The organism is Pseudomonas sp. NPDC012596 (assembly GCF_042902325.1).
GTDB lineage: Bacteria > Pseudomonadota > Gammaproteobacteria > Pseudomonadales > Pseudomonadaceae > Aquipseudomonas.
In genome coordinates this window covers 263549-280229 of sequence record NZ_JBIBEB010000001.1, presented here as the reverse complement: position 1 = coordinate 280229, position 16681 = coordinate 263549, and the positions used below count along the sequence as shown (strand labels likewise).

The 16681-nt window shown below is 63.1% G+C and carries 15 protein-coding genes and 1 pseudogene; 3 read left to right on the top strand and 13 right to left on the bottom strand.

What is annotated here, in order from left to right; genetic code table 11:
* Positions 1 to 42: 42 nt before the first annotated feature.
* The 12 genes and pseudogenes from ACFY68_RS01245 to ubiE all read right to left on the bottom strand — a co-directional run bounded on the left by ACFY68_RS01245 (position 43) and on the right by ubiE (position 10176).
* Positions 43 to 906: a methyl-accepting chemotaxis protein gene (locus tag ACFY68_RS01245; RefSeq protein WP_387523024.1), complete on the bottom strand. Its 864-nt coding sequence runs from the start codon at positions 904 to 906 to the stop codon at positions 43 to 45.
* A pseudogene (locus ACFY68_RS01240) lies at positions 898 to 1986 on the bottom strand (methyl-accepting chemotaxis protein); the annotation flags it as partial. The pseudogene ACFY68_RS01240 and the gene ACFY68_RS01245, both read right to left, overlap by 9 nt.
* A gap of 153 nt (positions 1987 to 2139) precedes the next feature.
* The gene (locus tag ACFY68_RS01235; protein ID WP_387522703.1) at positions 2140 to 4056 is read right to left on the bottom strand and encodes a methyl-accepting chemotaxis protein; all 1917 of its coding nucleotides are present in this window, start codon (positions 4054 to 4056) and stop codon (positions 2140 to 2142) included.
* Between the two features lie 103 nt (positions 4057 to 4159).
* Entirely contained in the window at positions 4160 to 4867 is a 708-nt protein-coding gene (locus ACFY68_RS01230; RefSeq protein ID WP_387522702.1) for a 16S rRNA (uracil(1498)-N(3))-methyltransferase, read from the bottom strand.
* Positions 4864 to 5655, bottom strand: coding sequence for a twin-arginine translocase subunit TatC (tatC, locus tag ACFY68_RS01225; RefSeq protein WP_346614083.1), 792 nt, complete (start codon positions 5653 to 5655; stop codon positions 4864 to 4866). Before tatC ends, ACFY68_RS01230 begins: the two co-directional genes overlap by 4 nt.
* Positions 5652 to 6035, bottom strand: coding sequence for a Sec-independent protein translocase protein TatB (tatB, locus tag ACFY68_RS01220; RefSeq protein ID WP_346614082.1), 384 nt, complete (start codon positions 6033 to 6035; stop codon positions 5652 to 5654). The genes tatC and tatB overlap by 4 nt, the downstream gene beginning before the upstream one ends.
* A gap of 3 nt (positions 6036 to 6038) precedes the next feature.
* Positions 6039 to 6338: a twin-arginine translocase TatA/TatE family subunit gene (locus tag ACFY68_RS01215; protein ID WP_387522699.1), complete on the bottom strand. Its 300-nt coding sequence runs from the start codon at positions 6336 to 6338 to the stop codon at positions 6039 to 6041.
* 25 nt (positions 6339 to 6363) lie between these two features.
* A complete protein-coding gene (locus ACFY68_RS01210) occupies positions 6364 to 6699 on the bottom strand; it encodes a phosphoribosyl-ATP diphosphatase (RefSeq protein ID WP_387522697.1) in 336 nt (111 codons plus the stop codon).
* A 1-nt stretch (position 6700) separates the two neighbouring features.
* Complete coding sequence (gene hisI, locus ACFY68_RS01205; RefSeq protein ID WP_050707261.1) at positions 6701 to 7093, bottom strand: phosphoribosyl-AMP cyclohydrolase; 393 nt, start codon at positions 7091 to 7093, stop codon at positions 6701 to 6703.
* A gap of 73 nt (positions 7094 to 7166) precedes the next feature.
* On the bottom strand, positions 7167 to 8786 hold the full coding sequence (gene ubiB / locus ACFY68_RS01200; RefSeq protein ID WP_387522695.1) for a ubiquinone biosynthesis regulatory protein kinase UbiB: 1620 nt from the start codon (positions 8784 to 8786) through the stop codon (positions 7167 to 7169).
* On the bottom strand, positions 8783 to 9406 hold the full coding sequence (locus ACFY68_RS01195) for an SCP2 sterol-binding domain-containing protein (protein WP_346614078.1): 624 nt from the start codon (positions 9404 to 9406) through the stop codon (positions 8783 to 8785). The genes ubiB and ACFY68_RS01195 overlap by 4 nt, the downstream gene beginning before the upstream one ends.
* Positions 9406 to 10176: a bifunctional demethylmenaquinone methyltransferase/2-methoxy-6-polyprenyl-1,4-benzoquinol methylase UbiE gene (gene ubiE, locus ACFY68_RS01190; protein WP_387522693.1), complete on the bottom strand. Its 771-nt coding sequence runs from the start codon at positions 10174 to 10176 to the stop codon at positions 9406 to 9408. Before ubiE ends, ACFY68_RS01195 begins: the two co-directional genes overlap by 1 nt.
* 124 nt (positions 10177 to 10300) lie before the next feature.
* Between ubiE and ACFY68_RS01185 the strand changes: the two genes are divergently transcribed.
* Complete coding sequence (locus ACFY68_RS01185; protein ID WP_033701930.1) at positions 10301 to 10576, top strand: polyhydroxyalkanoic acid system family protein; 276 nt, start codon at positions 10301 to 10303, stop codon at positions 10574 to 10576.
* A gap of 12 nt (positions 10577 to 10588) precedes the next feature.
* On the opposite strand, the gene ACFY68_RS01180 is transcribed toward ACFY68_RS01185, so the two are convergent.
* Positions 10589 to 15286 carry a hypothetical protein gene (locus ACFY68_RS01180; RefSeq protein ID WP_387522691.1) on the bottom strand — a complete coding sequence of 1566 codons (4698 nt, stop codon included), beginning with the start codon at positions 15284 to 15286 and terminating at the stop codon, positions 10589 to 10591.
* Positions 15287 to 15461: 175 nt separating this feature from the next.
* Here ACFY68_RS01180 and ACFY68_RS01175 point away from each other — a divergent pair, with 175 nt between their 5' ends.
* Together ACFY68_RS01175 and ACFY68_RS01170 are read left to right on the top strand one after the other, a co-directional pair.
* Positions 15462 to 15881 carry a phasin family protein gene (locus ACFY68_RS01175; RefSeq protein ID WP_387522689.1) on the top strand — a complete coding sequence of 140 codons (420 nt, stop codon included), beginning with the start codon at positions 15462 to 15464 and terminating at the stop codon, positions 15879 to 15881.
* A 10-nt stretch (positions 15882 to 15891) separates the two neighbouring features.
* On the top strand, positions 15892 to 16674 hold the full coding sequence (locus ACFY68_RS01170; protein ID WP_387522687.1) for a phasin family protein: 783 nt from the start codon (positions 15892 to 15894) through the stop codon (positions 16672 to 16674).
* Positions 16675 to 16681: the final 7 nt, after the last annotated feature.

Genomic DNA, 16681 nt, shown 5'->3' with positions numbered 1-16681 from the left:
GACTTGCGCCGCGAAGGCGCCGCAACGCGGCCCTCGGCAATCTCAAAGGCTGAACCGCCCCACCATCCCCCGTAGCTGCTGCCCCAGCTGCTCCAGCTCCCCACTCGAAGCTGCCGTCTGCTCACTGGCTGCACTGGTCTGGTCTGACGCATCGCGCACACTGATCACACTGCGGTTGATCTGCTCGGCCACCACGCTCTGCTCCTCGCTGGCCGTGGCGATTTGCTGGTTCATGCCCTGGATACTCGACACCGTATCGGTGATCTGGCTCAGGGCACCCCCCGCCTTGCGGCTCAGTTCGACGCTCTGCTCGGTCAGGCGCTTGCTGTTGTCGAGCAGGCTGGTGACCTGGTCGGTGCCGCTGTGCAGGCTTTCGATCAGCTGTTCGATCTCTTCGGTGGACTGCTGCGTGCGCTGCGCCAACCCTCTGACTTCATCGGCGACTACGGCAAAACCACGCCCGGCTTCACCGGCCCGGGCGGCCTCGATGGCGGCGTTCAGCGCCAGCAGGTTGGTCTGCTCGGACACCGACTTGATCACATCGAGAATGCTGCCGATGCGCTGACTTTCACCTGCCAGGTGCTGCATGGCCGCCAGGCAGTGGTCCATTTGCCCAGCCAGTTGCTCGATACGGTTGATGGCCTCGGCCACCACCTGGTCGCCCAGCTGCGCCTGCTGGTCGGCATTGGTCGCCGCCATTGACGCCTGCTCGGCATTCTGAGCAACTTCCTGCACCGTGGCGCTCATCTGGTTCATTGCGGTGGCTACCTGGTCGGTTTCCTCGCGCTGCTGGTTGATGCGTAGCTTGGTGTCCTCGCTGCTGGCCGCCAGTTGTGTGGCGGCTTGTGACAGCTGACCGACACCCTGGTCGATGCCGCCGATCAGCTCGCGCAGGCTGAGGGTCATTTCACGCATGCTGGCCTGTAGCTGGCCCATCTCGTCACGACGCTGCACGGGCTCTACCTGGCTGAGGTCGCCGCGTGCGATACGCGCCGCCACGGCGAGCGTCTGGCGCAGCGGCTGGGTGATCTGCTGAGTGATGAGCCAACCGGCCAGTACCCCGACCACCAGGGCCAGCAGGGCCACGCTGGTCAACAGTGAGCGGGCAGCCAGGGCTTCGCTGTCGCGCTGTTCGATCTTCCTTTCACCCAGCTCCAGGCTGACCGCCCGAAGCTCGTTGCCCTTCTGCTCCATGTCGTCTTGCAGCTGCTCCACACCCAGCGCGGTGCGCCGGTATTGATCGAGGCTGGCGCGGTATTTGCCCAGCTCCATGCCTGGCTGTTCCGTCAGGCTGCGCGGCAGGCCCAAGGGGGCAATGCTTTTGAGCAGTTGGCCGAGGCTGGCTTGCGCGGCGTCCAGCGCGGTATCGCCCACCTTGGCGAAGTCGCCCAGCGGCGAGAAGGTGTACGCCGGTACCAGGCTCTGCTGATTGGCGCCGTCGACATGCCGGCTGAGCGTGTCCATCAGCCCCAGTACGCCGTTCTGCTGGCTGTCGGCGGGCATCTGCAGCAGGGCTTGGGTTTGCAGTTCGTCGATGACTTCGTTGAGCTTCTGTTCCTGCGCCTGCATGGCCGCTCGCAGGGTACGCCGGCTTTCGACGGCGCGCTGCAGGGCGCTGAAATCGTCGAGCAGCCGCTGCAGCACTTGCAGCTTCTGGCTCAGCATTTGCCGCGATTCATCGACGCTGCTGCGTTGCTGCAGCGCCGTCAGCATGGCATCCAGTTGCTGCAGGATACTGGCGATCTTCGCCTTGCTGGTGTCATCGTCCAGCACCCGGTAGGTGATGCGCTCGGCGCGCAGATCCTTGACCAAGTCGTTGATCCGGCCTATTTCACTGAGCTGTTCCGAGCGGGTAATGGCACCATCCAGGGCGCGCCAGCCGCTGACAGTGGTGGCCAGGGTAAGCAGCAGGACCACGGCGAAGCCCAGGGCGAGCTTGGCGCCGACACTGATGTTGCCGAGCCTGCGGTTGAGGTAGCCGAACATGGCAAGTCTCCGTCCAGTTGAGTAGGGGAGCCATGCCAGCACTTTGCTGGCATGACACCCCTGCCCATCGGCGGAGGGCGCGTAGGACTTGACCTGAGAATCAGGTAGGAAATTTCAGCCTGATTCGTAGGATGTTACTAGTAGCCCGTGTCGTTAGAGCCTGAAGCGCCCGACCAGGCCCTGCAGGTGCGTGCCCAGGCGCGCCAGTTCGACACTGGAACTGGCCGTCTCTTCACTGGCCGCCGAGGTCTGGTCGGAGATATCCCGCACGTTCATCACGCTGCGGTTGATCTCTTCGGCGGTGGCGCTTTGCTGCTCGGCTGCCGTGGCGATCTGCTGGTTCATTGCCTGGATCGACGACACGGTACGGGTGATGGTTTCCAGCGAGCCGCCCGCACGGCGGGTAAGCTCGACGCTGCTGTCGGTGAGCTGGCGGCTGGCGTCCATGACGCTGGCAACCCGCTGGGTGCCGCTTTGCAGGCCGGCAATCAGCTCTTCGATTTCCTCGGTGGACTGCTGAGTACGCTGCGCCAGGCTGCGCACTTCATCGGCCACCACGGCAAAACCACGGCCAGCCTCGCCGGCACGGGCCGCTTCGATGGCCGCGTTGAGGGCCAGCAGGTTGGTCTGCTGGGCAACCGACTTGATCACGTCGAGCACGCTGCCAATCTTGTCGCTCTCAGCTTTGAGCTGGTTCATCGCTTCGCTGGAATTCACCACCTCGCTGGCCAGGCGCTCGATCTGCGCAACGGCCTCGCTGACCACGCGATCGCCTTCACGCGCCTGTTGGTCTGCCATCAGCGCCGCTTCCGAGGCCTGCTCGGCATTGCGTGCCACTTCGTGCACGGTGGCAGCCATTTCGTTCATGGCGGTCGCTACCTGATCGGTTTCGACCTTCTGGTTGTTGACCCCGGCGCTGGTCTGCTCGGTCACAGCCGACAGCTCTTCGGCGGCGCTGGCGATCTGGGTGACGCCGTCGCCGATGCCGCCGATCAGTTCGCGCAGGCCTTGGGTCATGCGCTGCATGCTGGCCTGCAACTGGCCCAGTTCGTCGCGGCGGGTGCTGACCAGGTCCTGGCGCAGGTCGCCGTTGGCCACGCGTTCGGCGGCGGCCAAAGTCTGACGCAGCGGGATGATGATCTGCCGGGTGATGGCCCATGCGGCGAGCAGGCCCAGCACCATGGCGAAGGCGGTGGCTGCGCCCAGCATGACTTTGGCCCGGTGGCTGCCGGCGTCACGCACTTCGGTTTGCGAAAGGGTCATCGCCTGGCTGGTTTGCAACAGCACCGAGCCTTGGTCGGCCATGTGCTGCAGGGCCTGCTCGCTGGCATTCTGGGCGTCGCCGAACTGGCGTACCGCATCGCGGTAGGCGGCCAGTGCGGTGGCGGAGTCATCGAGGCTGGCGGCATATTCGGCTGGGAGCTTGGCCGGCAGCGCCTTGAGCTCGGCGAGGGCCTGGTCGATCGCCTTAAGCGCGGTCTGCTGGAAGTCGGCATTACCGCTGTAGGTGTAGCCACGCACCTGGAAGCGCGCCTGCTGAACCAGGGCATTGACCTCGACGGCAGCGTGGTACTGGGTGATATCGCCGCCCTGCAGCAGGCGCTGCTGCACACGGCCGATCAGCTCGACCGCCTTGTCGGCGGTGTCGCCCAGCATGGCACGGCTCGTGTCACGACGCTGACCGGCCTGCTTCAGGTCGGTGAGGGCCTGCTGATAGATGCGCACGGCCTCGCGCTGCTGCTCCAGGCGCTGGCGGTCTGCCGGCTGTTCGATCTCCCCGAGCATCCGCTGCACTTGGTGATCGAGGTTGGCCAGCGCCTGCTCCAATTCGCCCAACGTGGCCGCGTCGCGTTGACGCTGGTAATGCTGGCGAGCGATGCGCAGTTCCTGGGTGTATTGCTGGATCACCGAGATATTGCCCAGCTTGTCGCCCCGGTCGATGATGCTGTCCATGCCCTTCCAGCCCGTGAAGGTAATGGCCAGGGTGAGCAAGAGCACCAAGCCGAAGCCCAGCCCCAATTTTCGATTGACGCTTATATTCCCCAGCGATTGGGAAAACTTTTGGTACATGTTCGACCCCCCGGCAACGTGGCAGCACGGAATTATTGTTGTGTTGCCAGAGCATCGGCCTATGTCGGGGAAACTTGATGGGTGGAAAAGGCTGACTTGGCTGTCAGAAAATTCGCGATAACAACGCCGTGACGGCCGTTTCCACGCGCAGAATGCGTTCACCCAGCTGCACTGGCGCCAGGCCTGCCTTGCCCAGCAGTTCGACTTCGTAGGGGATCCAGCCACCTTCCGGGCCAATCGCCAACGTTACCGGGCCTTCGACCGCACGCGGGCAGGCGGGGTAGGGGCCCGGGTGGCCGACCAGGCCGAGGGTCCCTTCGGCGATGGCGGGCAGGCGGTCTTCGACGAACGGTTTGAAGCGCTTCTCGATGAATACCTCGGGCAGCACCGTGTCGCGGGCCTGTTCCAGCCCCAGAATCAGGTTCTCGCGGATGCTCTCGGGGGTCAGGAAGGGCGTCTGCCAGAAGCTTTTCTCGACTTTGTAACTGTTGACCAGCACCAACCGCTGTACGCCCAGGGTGGCGACGGTCTGGAACAGCCTGCGCAGCATCTTTGGTCGCGGCACGGCCAGCACCAGGGTCAGCGGCAGTTTGGCGGGCGGCGGCTGGTTGAAGCCGACTTCAAGTTCGGCTTCGTGCTGCTCCAGGCGCACCACCGTAGCGCTGCCCATCAGGCCGTTGATACGGCCTACGCGCAGGCTGTCGCCCACCGCCACACGGTGGATTTCCTGCATGTGGGTAAAGCGCCGATCGGCAAGGACGACACGGTCGGCCGAGACGAAGTCGGCCTCTTCAAGAAGCAAGAGGTTCACGGTTGGGTCGCTGGCGGCTGGTCGTTGTGGTCGTTCGCTGCTTCATCATCGCGGTGGCTGCGCTTGCGGATCAGGCTGCCACACAGCACACCGATTTCGAACAGCAGCCACATGGGCACGGCGAGCAGGGTCTGCGAGAAGATGTCTGGCGGGGTGAGGATCATGCCGACCACGAAGCAGCCGATGATCACGTAAGGGCGGATTTTCTTCAGGTATTGCACATCGACCACACCGATCCACACCAGCAGCACCACCGCCACCGGTATTTCGAAGGCGACGCCGAAGGCGAAGAACAGGGTCATGACGAAATCGAGGTAGTTGGCGATGTCGGTCATCATCGCCACGCCTGCCGGTGTGGCAGCGGCGAAGAATTTGAACATCAGCGGGAACACCAGGAAGTAGGCGAAGGCCATGCCGGCGTAAAACAGGAAGATGCTCGATACCAGCAGCGGAATGGCGATGCGTTTTTCGTGGCGGTACAGACCCGGGGCGATAAACCCCCAGATCTGCTGCAGGATGAACGGGATGGCCAGGAACAGCGAGACGATCATGGTCAGCTTGAACGGCGTCAGGAACGGCGAGGCCACATCGGTGGCGATCATCGTTGCGTTGGCCGGCAAGTGGTCGCGCAGGGGCGCCGAGACCAGGGTGTAGATCTGCTGGGCGAAAGAGAACAGCCCGGCAAAGATCAGGAAGATCGCGGCGACGCAGCGTAACAGGCGCGTGCGCAGTTCGGTCAGGTGCGAGACCAGCGGCATGGGCTGGTCGTCTTGCGGTTTTTCGCTCATGGGGCTCGCGGCGGTTGAGGCTGTTCGGGCTGCTCGGGCGCAGTGGCCGGCGCTACAGGTGCTACCGGCGCTGGCGTGGGCGTGGCGGCAGGCTGCTCGGTAACCGCAGCGGCTGGCGGCGGGGCTGGCGGCGTCAGCGGGTTGAGGATGCGCTTGGCTTCCTGTTCCATCTGCAGGATGTGCTCATTGTGCAACTGACGGCGGATGTCGTCGGCGCCGATTTCGCGCTCGACTTCCATCTTGATGGCGTTGAAGCTGCGCTTGAGCCGGCCGACCCACAGCCCCGCAGTACGCGCGGCGCCAGGCAGGCGTTCGGGGCCGAGCACCAACAGCGCTACCAGGCCGACGAGCAGCAACTCGCTGAAGCTGATGCCGAACATGGCTCAGTCTTTCCGCTGCGGCTCTTGGACCGGCTGGGCCTGGCCCTCGATGGTGTGGCCCTGCGGCTGCGGCTGCGGCTGCGACGCGGCGGCGTGCGGCTGGGTGGTGTGTACCGGCGGAATCGGCTGGGCTGGCGGCGGGGTCTGCTCGGCCGGCTTGGTCTCTTCGTCGTTCATGGCTTTACGGAAGCCCTTGATCGATTCGCCCAGGTCGCCACCCAGGTTCTTCAGCTTCTTCGTGCCGAACACCAGCACGACGACGACCAGCAGGACGATCCAGTGTTTCCAGTCAAAAATACCCATGGTGCTCTCCTAGAATGCTATTCGGTCAGGCCGAGGGCTGGCGCGCGGCTTTTTCATCGTGCCCGGAGAGGCCGAAACGGCGCTCCAGTTCATCGAGCACGGCTTGTGGATGCTGGCCCAGTGCGCTGAGCATGACCAGGCTATGAAACCACAGGTCGGCGGTTTCATAGATGACATCGCTGTAATCCTTGCTGACCTCGGCATCCTTGGCAGCAATGATGGTTTCGACGGACTCTTCGCCAAGTTTCTCGAGGATCTTGTTCAGGCCCTTGTGGTACAGGCTGGCCACATAGGAGCTGTCGGGTGCTGCGTGCTTGCGTTCTTCGAGCACTTCGGCCAGGCGGTTGAGGGTATCGCTCATGTCAGTGTCCTGCGCTGTAGATGGCATCCGGGTCTTTCAACACCGGGTCGACGGTTTTCCACTGGCCGTCTTCGAAGACGCGGTAGAAGCAGCTTTCACGGCCGGTATGGCAAGCGATATGGCCCAGTTGCTCGACCATCAGGATGATCACGTCGGCATCGCAGTCCAGGCGCATCTCGTGCAGCTTCTGCACATGGCCAGATTCCTCGCCCTTGCGCCACAGCTTGCCACGGGAGCGTGACCAGTAGATGGCGCGATGCTCGGCGGCAGTCAGTGCCAGCGACTCACGGTTCATCCAGGCCATCATCAGTACGCGTCCGGTCTTGTGGTCCTGGGCGATTGCCGGTACCAGGCCATCGCTGTTCCACTTGATCTCGTCCAGCCAGTCTTTCATCGTCGACTCCAAAGCCGGGCCCGCTCCTGTACCGGGCCCCTTGCGCTAGTGTGCCAGCCAGCAGCGCGGCTGGCTATTGGCGCACGATCAGGTAAAGGCCTGCAGCCAGCATCAGCCAGGCCGGCCATGCAGCCGGGGCTGCCAGGCTGGCGGCCTCGGCGGCACCGGCGGCCAGCACCGCACCGCCACCCAGCAGGCCGGCACCCAGCAGGCGCAGCGCCCAGCGGTCGCCCTGGCGGCGGCGCTCCGGCAGCTGTGGGTCGTGCAGGTGCGGCTGCGACAGGCGTTCGAGCAAGTCGCGGGTCATGTCGGCCAGGTGCGGCAGTTGTTCTACCTGGCTGTGCAGGTTGCCGAACACGGCCTTGGGGCTGTAGCGCTCGCGCATCCAGCGTTCGAGGAACGGCTTGGCGGTGCTCCACAGGTCCAGGTCGGGGTAGAGCTGACGGCCCAGGCCTTCGATGTTGAGCAGGGTCTTCTGCAGCAGCACCAGCTGTGGCTGCACCTCCATATTGAAGCGCCGGGCAGTCTGGAACAGGCGCATCAGCACCTGGCCGAAGGAAATATCTTTCAACGGTTTTTCGAAGATCGGCTCGCACACGGTGCGGATCGCGGCCTCGAATTCATTGACTTTGGTGTGCGCCGGTACCCAGCCCGAATCGATGTGCAGCTCGGCAACGCGGCGGTAGTCACGCTTGAAGAAGGCGAACAGGTTGCGCGCCAGGTAGTCCTGGTCCTCGGCGGTGAGGCTGCCGACGATGCCGCAGTCGATGGCGATGTACTGCGGGCTCCACGGCTTTACCGTGCTGACGAAGATGTTGCCGGGGTGCATGTCGGCATGAAAGAAGCTGTCGCGAAACACCTGGGTGAAGAACACCTCGACGCCGCGCTCGGCCAGCAGCTTCATGTCAGTGCGCTGGTCGGCCAGGGTGGCCATGTCGGTCACCGGCACGCCGTAGATGCGTTCCATCACCAGCACCTTGGGGCGGCACAGGTCCCAGTACACCTGGGGCACGTACATCAGCTCCGAGCCCTCGAAGTTGCGCCGCAGCTGGCTGGCGTTGGCCGCCTCGCGCAGCAGGTCGAGCTCGTCGTAGATAGTCTTTTCGTAGTCGCCGACGATTTCCACCGGGTGCAGGCGGCGGGCGTCGGCCGAGGCGCGCTCGGCGGCCTTGGCAATCAGGAACAGCCAGGCCAGGTCCTGGGCAATCACAGGCTTCAGGCCGGGCCGCACCACCTTGACCACCACCTCTTCACCGGTCTTGAGGCGTGCGGCATGCACCTGGGCCACCGAGGCCGAGGCCAGCGGCTCGACGTCGAAGCGGCTGAACACCTGGCCCACTTTGGCGCCCAGCTGTGCTTCGATCAGCGCTACGGCCTGTTTCGGGTCGAACGGCGGCACGCGGTCCTGCAGCCCCATCAGCTCATCGGCGATGTCAGGGGGCAGCAGGTCGCGGCGGGTGGACAGCAGCTGGCCGAACTTGATGAAGATCGGCCCCAGGTCCTGCAGCGCCAGGCGCAGGCGCGCACCGCGGGTGAGCTCGGACGGCTTGCGCGGCAGCCAGCGCCAAGGCATCAGCAGGCGCAGACTGCGCAGCCACCAGGGCAGCGGCAGGTCGAACAACAAGTCATCGAGGCGGTAGCGGATCACCACGCGCTGGATGCGGAAAAGACGGCGGACGGCGAGCAGCTTCATGCGTTATCGCTGGTATCAAGGGATCGGGAGAGGCGCAGCAGGCGCGCCTCGAGGCGTTCTATGTCGACCTTCAAAGTGTCGAGCTCGCTGAAGGCGGCTTCGGCTTCACGCTTGCCCACCAGGGTGCGCGACTCTTCGGCCAGGTATTCGGACAGGTTCTGGCTGAAGCGTGCCAGGCCCTGGCGGGTCCAGCGTGCGCGCAGGCGGATGTGGCCTGCCAGCAGCGCCGTGGCGACCGGGCCGAGCCAGCGTTGCAGCTCGTGCTCCCAGTCCAGCTCCAGGTCTTGCAGCACGCCGAACAGGTCGAGCAGCACGGCGCTGTCGCCATGCAGTTCGACCTGCGGGCTGTGCAGCACGGCGGTCTTGTCCCTGGCCAGGGCCAGTTGCGCCAGGCTGCCGGCCGGTGCACGCAGGCTGCAGTCCACCTCGCCCTCCCAATGGGCGGCGAGCATCAGGCCTTCTTCATCGGGCAGGATGAAGACCTGCAGGGCCGGCTGACGGCAGTCGATTTCGATGACCTTGCCTTCCAGCGCGGCCAGCCGCGGCAGGGCCGTGCTGTCCATGCGCAGGACGCGGTTCAGGCCATGTTCGACGCTGGCGAGCAGCCCTGCCAGCAGCATCAGGGCTTGATTCCCCGGTGCACGGCGACGATGCCGCTGGTCATGTTGTGGTAGGTGACGCGGTCAAAACCGGCCTCCACCATCATGCTTTTGAGGGTTTCCTGATCCGGGTGCATGCGGATCGACTCGGCGAGGTAACGGTAGCTTTCCGAGTCATTGGTGATCAGCTTGCCGGCCAGTGGCATAAAGGCGAACGAGTAGGCGTCGTAGGCTTTGGACATGAGCTTGTTGGTCGGCTTGGAGAACTCCAGGATCAACAGGCGGCCACCGGGCTTGAGCACGCGCAGCATCGAGCGGATCGCTGCGTCCTTGTGGGTGACGTTACGCAGGCCGAAGGCAATGGTCACGCAGTCGAAATGGTTGTCCGGGAACGGCAGCTTTTCAGCGTCGGCCTGGACGAACTCGATGTTACCCGCCACGCCACGGTCGAGCAGGCGGTCACGGCCGACTTTGAGCATCGAATCGTTGATGTCGGCGAGCACCACTTGACCGGTTGGGCCAACCAGGCGCGAGAACTTGGCGGCCAGGTCGCCAGTACCACCGGCGATGTCCAGCACGCGGTTACCGCTGCGCACGCCCGACAGCTCGATGGTGAAGCGCTTCCACAAGCGGTGCATGCCGCCGGAAAGCACGTCGTTCATGAGGTCGTACTTGGCGGCCACCGAGTGGAATACCTCGGCGACTTTCTTTGCCTTCTGGCTCTCGGGGACGTCCTGGTAGCCGAAATGAGTGGTGGGTTCGGCGTGTTCGCCTTTGCGCTGGTCGTTCATATCGCTTCACCGGAAAAAATTACCGCCATTCTAGGGCGAACGGGCGGATTTGTCTTGGCGGGGTGTGCCAGTGGGCAGGGGCGGGCATAATGCCGATTATGTCTTCATCTTCAGGAACACCCGCATGACCCAGATCAGCGTCGAACGCAAACACTCCCTAGGCCGCGAGGCCGCCCGCGCCAAGGCCGAAGCGCTGGTCGACAAGCTCAGCCGTGAGTACGACCTCAAGGCCACCTGGAACGGCGACCGCGTGGATGTGGCGCGCAGCGGCGCCAATGGCAGCGTGCACATTGGCGACGACAGCATCCGTGTGGAGCTGAAGCTCGGCATGATGCTGTCGATGATGAGCGGCACCATCAAGGGCGAGATCGAGCGGGCGCTGGACAAGGCGCTGGCCTGACGCCCGCTGCTGTCAATTGTCGGGGAACGGGATGACGTCCTCGATCTGTTCCAGGCGTAGGTCACCGCGATAGATGTCATATCGCTCTGCCGGGGCCAGTGCACGCTGCAAACGCTCGTCACGGCCCATGGCGTCCGGGAACTTCAAATGGCCCTTGGCGAAGCGCCGGGCATTGGCATTGGCGCTGGTGTAGTGAAAATGCGCTTCCCAGAGCTTCTGCCGGGGTTGCAGGCGATAAACGTCGTACACATCCAGAAAGTCATTGGCCTTGAGTTTCTTGCGGCGCCTGCTTGCCTTGATTTCGACTTCGTCAGCATCCACCAAAAAGCGCAACGCCTTACTGTCCGGGTGCAAGGTGCCGAGGTAGGCGACGGTCAAGAGCCGCTTTTTTTCTGCCTGTACCTCGGCAATCGCCTGATCCAGCCTGGTGGCGAGTGAATGCCCTTGTTCTGGCCCCGCACGCAAGGGGCCGGCGGTATCGGCCATGTCCTGGATGTAAAAGTCGAGCTGGTCCGACAGGCTATTGGGACCGTCCAGGTGGCGGGCGGCGTGGGCGATTCTGGCATCCTTCTGCCTCAACAGGTCGTTGCCGAAGCGGTGCAGGTGAGCGTAGTTGGGTGCTGGCACGCTTTGCGGCACAACTTCCCAGCGATCGCCTTGAGGCTGATAGCGCGCAATGGTCTGTTCGGTCAGCGGGTCGATCTGCACGGCTTCGCTGCCTTCCTCCGCCTGCTCGACCACCAGTGATCTGCCACGGGTGGTGCGGATCACCTTGCGTCTCACGGGGCGCATTTTATTTACCACAGGCCGTTCGATCACTGCACCCTGCGCATCCGCCGCAGCAGAAACATAGGCAAGGTCACGCTCGGCCAGCGTTATCAGTGCATCGAGCTCAGCGATGTACTCATTGAGCCTGCTGCTGTCCACAGCCGGAAGATCGAGTGACAGCAAATAGTCGGCGATGCCCCGTGACAGTTTGTATTCGCACAGCGCGCTCTCCAGCGGCTCCTTCTGCGCTTCGGGCTCCAGGCGGGCTGCAGCCAGGCTGTCGTGGCTCAGCATCGCTTCATGGAGGCTTTTGCTACGCAGGGTCTTTTGCCAGAGCAGGGTGCTTTCGAAGGTCTCCGCGGTCAGCTGGTCTCTCTTCACCACCAACTGAAACAAGTCGCTCAGGATCTGGGCTCGAATGATGAGTGTCGAGTATCGCCGGTTATTGATGAGGGCATCGAGCTTCTTGCGCTTGCCTGGGAACTGGATCTGGCCGTCTGCCAGTGCCTCGCCGATGTTCTGGTCGAGGCGTTGGCTGACGCTGAAGAGGCGTCTATGGGTAGCCAGTGCTGCCTCCACGTTCTTGCTGTGCTCCAGGTACAACTGTGCCTGCTCCTGCCCGAAAGGTAGCTGCACCAGCCGGTTTGACTGATCCTTGAGGGTTTCATAGTCATTCATGTCCAGCAGGCGGCGGAACTGCTGCAGGTCGGTGGTCAGCAACTGTTCCCACCACTGCCCACGGCCATAGGTGGCAGCCGCCTTCGGGTCGAACCTGGCGTACTTCAGATCGCTCATGCTGGCGTACAGCTGCACCTGCTCTTTTACCAGCCCGGCCTGTTTGTCGTAGGCGCGTGCCAGTACATCCAGGTTTGCCCGTGCCTCGTTGCGCAGGGCCCGTAGTGCCTGGCGCGGCGCTTGCAGCTCTGCTGGCAGATTGTCGAGGGTGACACCGGGGTAATCCTCCAGGGACTTTTCGAATGCCTGATGCGCCTGGTCATAGGGTTTCAAGCGTTCCAGATAGCCATCGATGAAGTCTTCCGTGCTGGTGAGTTTCTTGTCATTTGCCTTTCGGCTTTCCTGCATTTTGCTGAAAGCTTCCTTTTTTTCATCGATCAGCGCCCTGGCCGTTTTCGGCATGCCGCCGGGCAGATGCAGGTCGAGCATCCATTCACCGTTCCAGCGCGTCAGCCAAGGGCCATGGCTGCGTTCGCGGCCGACAATGTAGTAGCCGTCAGGCTCTGCCCCCCAGGTTTGCGACCATTCAGTCTGGCTGACCTCGGGGCCGATGATGCGCATGCCGCGCCAGTTCTCTTCCACTTCATAGGCGACATCCTGCAAATTCACGTAGTAGCGGCCGTCCACCTTGTACAGGCCGCGCATGCGGCCACTGCTCAGCGCACTGCGCCCGTGCAGGCCGAGCTTGGCGCGTAGCGTGTGGAGGGTGGCACGGGCTTCGCGGGGCAGGTTGCCGAGCCTCTGGTCGTGGCCCCATTGGCTGACGTTGAGCGCTGCAGGCCCGGGCTGCTCCGTGGGGGCTTGCCAGGTTGTCTGCTCGGGTGGCTGCTTTGCGGTTGCGTCGGAGCCACGCCGTGGCCTGGGCTTAAGTGCCACCTCTGGCTCGATGGGGGTGGTATTGGGCCCGTGGGCCAGCAGCATGGCCAGGTTCAACAGGAGGTCGGCAGTGGCGAGTACCTTTTCTGCGCTGCTCCCTTGGGTCAACGCTGTCAGGTCATCCTTGATGCTGAGCAGGGCTGCCACCAGCCAGGCCAGCAGGCCTGCAGGCCCACGCAGCAGCGGCGTGACAGTGTTGAACGCCAGCCAGGCGAATTGCACGACCATCGCCCAGCGTTGCTGCGCATTCGAGACGCTCTGCCGTGAAGCCAGTAACACAAGCACATCGGCCCTGGCCCGCAACATCGACCTGTCCAGGTCGCCGGACCGTGGAGTGAAAGCCAAGGTGACAGGTGCCCTCAGACGCTCAAGGGCTTCAGTGGCCAGCTCGGAACCGGGCCCCACAAGGTGCGCCAATTCGGTGAGGCCGCTATGCAAGTGCGGATGGGTGAAGCCGTCATTGGCATAAATGGGGTGGGCTTCGTCATCCAGCCAGGCGAGGATGTCCTGCTGCAGGCGCGGTTCGGTCCGTATTGCTGCCATCAACAGATCTTGGCTTTCGAACTGCCTGACAGCCTGCACCGTGTTCATGGGCCGGTAGAGTATCCAGGCCCCTGTGGCGGGGATGTGAATGACGAACATGCCATGCACCCGGTTGGCCTTCGGGCCACCGGGGACACTGTTGAATGCCAGCGGAGCCAGGTTCAGCGATGCGCTGGCGTGGGCTTTACGGCGGCAGAAGTCTGCGACCACCTGCCAGGTTCGTTCGTCCAGCTGGCTAGCGATCTTGGCTTGTAGCGCGCTCAGCAGCAGGGCTGCGCGCCATTCTTCGGCGAACCGCTGGTGGTGTTTGTCGGTGTCGTTGCCGGCTTGCAACTGGTTGTGGACAAATTGCGGATACTGGCCACCGACATCCACGGCACTGACCAGTGCGTTGACGTAGTCCAGGTCCATCCAGCTGCCCAGCGTCTGTTGATCGGCCAATTCAATGGCCGAGGCGACTTGGCCGCTGCCCAGGGGAAGGCGTGTGATGGCCAGTTCGGTCAGGCTGATGATTTTCAGAGGCTCAAGCTTGGCTGGCCCCGCGGAGGACACCTGCACCACCTGTGAAATCGTGATCTGAACCTCATCGGGGTTGTAAACCTGCTCGGCCGGGTGGTCATCGCGCATTTGATCGCGCAGGCGGCGAACCGTGTACTGCTGCAAATCTTCGATCCCGTCCAGGGATGATTTACCCTGCGCCAGCATTTGCTCTGCCGCCAGGTCCAGCAACGCCATGTGGTACTGGAATCGATCCGTTACCGTGGCGTTCTCCAGCCAGCCAGGCAGCGTGATCTCGGGGGGCGATTGCTCGAGCTTGAAGTACGTCGGGAATGTCGATGAAGGATCGCTCAGCAGGCTGAAAGCCTCCTCCAGATCGCTTGTCTGTTCAATTGCATCCAGTTGCATGCGGTCAATCTGTTGCAGCAGTGCGTTGAGCATCTGCCGGGCCTGATAGCAGAACGGGTCTTCGACCAGGGCCGTGCTGGCCCAGGACATCGTGTCGAACACATGGCGCTCGGAGAGCTCGTCGCGCAGGGCGACCGCAAAGGCCGGCAGCCCAGTGAAGCCGCGCACGGTGCCAGAGGGTTTGCACCACAAGATCAGCTCGCGCGCCTCTTTTTGCCCTGTGATGAGCAGGTCCGGAACTACCAGTTCAACCATGTTGCCCTGACTGCCGAGTGTCACCTGCAAACCCTGCACGTTGGACGACGCATTGGTTCGAGCGAGCATGGCGTACAGCAAGGTCTTCTGATCACTGTCCAGGCCTTGGCGCTCGAGCGTGCCGAGCAGTGCGGCCTTGAGCACCTGCTGCATCCAGTGCAGACGGGTCACATCCGAGTCCCCCTCGCGGCTGTTCCAGAAACTGACCTGTGCCTGCTGAAATCTCTCGCAGAGGGTCGCAAGGACATCGTCGTAATCGGTGTTCAGGTCGGCCATGCGAATGTCGATGGTCGGGGCATCATCCTGGGGGCGAAAGATGGCTGGCGGGTTCAGGCTGAACTGGTCCGTGGGCTTGAGGGCCATGGGCTGGCCGTTGAGGAAATGCTCAAGCAATGTGTCGACCAGGTTGCGGGGTTGTGCCGGTTGTTCTTCATCCGCGCCAGGCAGGATGCTGAAGCCCTCCAGGGATTGCAGCTGCGGATGGTTCTTGCGGGTCCACGGGTAGCGTGCGGCAAGTGCGTCGAAGCCAGCGGCGGCAATGACATCGCGCAAGCTGGGGCGATTGGCGAACTGCATTGCTACCCGTTGCCTGAACGATGTCGCTGGCGAGGTCGGTGACTGGGGCATGGCAAAGGCTCCGGGAAAAGGGAGCCGAATTCTGCAACGCCAGCATGCAGCAGCTGCGGTAGATACTTCAGCGCGGCGATCTTAGGGTGAAGATTCTAATTCCTGCTCCTACCTTATGCTCAAGCCCAACCTTCATGGGCGGTTCTCCTCCACTCATGAGCATGAGGTACAGAGCATGGCCAAAGTGAATGTGAAGAAAAAGGACGACGCCCAGAGCGCGCTGGGCGAGGTGCGCGGTTATGCGCGCAAGATCTGGCTGGCAGGCATTGGCGCCTACGCCCGTGTTGGCCAGGAAGGCTCCGAGTACTTTCAGGAGCTGGTGAAAGCCGGTGAAGGCGTCGAGAAGCGTGGCAAGAAACGTATCGACAAAGAGCTCGATGCCGCCAACAACCAGATCGATGAAGCCGCTGAAGAAGTCAGTCGGGTACGCGGCAAGGTCGAGATTCAACTCGACAAGATCGAAAAAGCTTTCGACGCACGGGTAGGTCGCGCCTTGAATCGCCTCGGCATTCCGTCTAAACATGACGTTGAGGCGTTGTCCATCAAGCTTGAGCAGCTGCATGAGCTGCTCGAGCGCGTCGCGCACAAACCATAAGGAGAGCAGGATGGCTGGCAAAAAGAATTCCGACAAAGAAGGCAGCTCCTGGGTCGGTGGGATCGAGAAGTACTCCCGCAAGATCTGGCTGGCAGGGCTGGGTATCTACTCGAAAGTCGACCAGGACGGCCCGAAGCTGTTCGACTCGCTGGTGAAGGATGGCGAGAAGGCCGAGAAGCAGGCGAAGAAGGCTGCAGAAGATGTGGCCGACAGCGCCAAGTCTTCGACCACCTCGCGCGTGTCGGGCGTGAAAGATCGCGCATTGGGCAAGTGGAGCGAACTCGAAGAGGCCTTCGACAAGCGCTTGAACAGCGCGATTTCGCGCCTTGGCGTGCCGAGCCGCAACGAGATCAAGGCTCTGCACCAGCAGGTTGATAGCCTGACCAAGCAGATTGAGAAACTGACCGGGGCTTCGGTCACGCCAATCTCGTCGCGCGCCGCTGCGGCCAAGCCTGCAGCCAGCAAGACTGCAGCCAAACCGCTGGCCAAGGCAGCTGCCAAGCCTGCAGCAAAAACGGCGGCGGCCAAGCCTGCGGCCAAACCAGCGGCCAAGACTGCTGCGGCCAAACCCGCGGCGAAACCTGCAGCCAAACCAGTTGCTGCCAAGCCTGCAGCAAAACCTGCTGCTGCGAAAAAACCTGCGGTGAAAAAGGCACCGGCCAAGCCGGCAGCCTCCAAGCCGGCAGCACCGGCGGCCAGTGCCGCACCGGCCGCTACCGCGGCGCCAGCGCCAAGCGCGGCCCCGGCCAGCAACGCACCGTCGGCACCGGTAAACGCGGCTACTCAGGCCTGATACTGCG

Excerpts from the sequence above, each read along its gene's own strand:
- ACFY68_RS01245 (WP_387523024.1), bottom strand. The coding sequence starts at position 906 with ATGACCCTCAGCCTGCGCGAGCTGATCGGCGGCATCGACCAGGGTGTC.
- ACFY68_RS01235 (WP_387522703.1), bottom strand. The coding sequence starts at position 4,056 with ATGTACCAAAAGTTTTCCCAATCGCTGGGGAATATAAGCGTCAATCGA.
- tatC (WP_346614083.1), bottom strand. The coding sequence starts at position 5,655 with ATGAGCGAAAAACCGCAAGACGACCAGCCCATGCCGCTGGTCTCGCAC.
- tatB (WP_346614082.1), bottom strand. The coding sequence starts at position 6,035 with ATGTTCGGCATCAGCTTCAGCGAGTTGCTGCTCGTCGGCCTGGTAGCG.
- ACFY68_RS01215 (WP_387522699.1), bottom strand. The coding sequence starts at position 6,338 with ATGGGTATTTTTGACTGGAAACACTGGATCGTCCTGCTGGTCGTCGTC.
- ACFY68_RS01210 (WP_387522697.1), bottom strand. The coding sequence starts at position 6,699 with ATGAGCGATACCCTCAACCGCCTGGCCGAAGTGCTCGAAGAACGCAAG.
- hisI (WP_050707261.1), bottom strand. The coding sequence starts at position 7,093 with ATGAAAGACTGGCTGGACGAGATCAAGTGGAACAGCGATGGCCTGGTA.
- ubiB (WP_387522695.1), bottom strand. The coding sequence starts at position 8,786 with ATGAAGCTGCTCGCCGTCCGCCGTCTTTTCCGCATCCAGCGCGTGGTG.
- ACFY68_RS01195 (WP_346614078.1), bottom strand. The coding sequence starts at position 9,406 with ATGCTGCTGGCAGGGCTGCTCGCCAGCGTCGAACATGGCCTGAACCGC.
- ubiE (WP_387522693.1), bottom strand. The coding sequence starts at position 10,176 with ATGAACGACCAGCGCAAAGGCGAACACGCCGAACCCACCACTCATTTC.
- ACFY68_RS01185 (WP_033701930.1), top strand. The coding sequence starts at position 10,301 with ATGACCCAGATCAGCGTCGAACGCAAACACTCCCTAGGCCGCGAGGCC.
- ACFY68_RS01180 (WP_387522691.1), bottom strand. The coding sequence starts at position 15,286 with ATGCCCCAGTCACCGACCTCGCCAGCGACATCGTTCAGGCAACGGGTA.
- ACFY68_RS01175 (WP_387522689.1), top strand. The coding sequence starts at position 15,462 with ATGGCCAAAGTGAATGTGAAGAAAAAGGACGACGCCCAGAGCGCGCTG.
- ACFY68_RS01170 (WP_387522687.1), top strand. The coding sequence starts at position 15,892 with ATGGCTGGCAAAAAGAATTCCGACAAAGAAGGCAGCTCCTGGGTCGGT.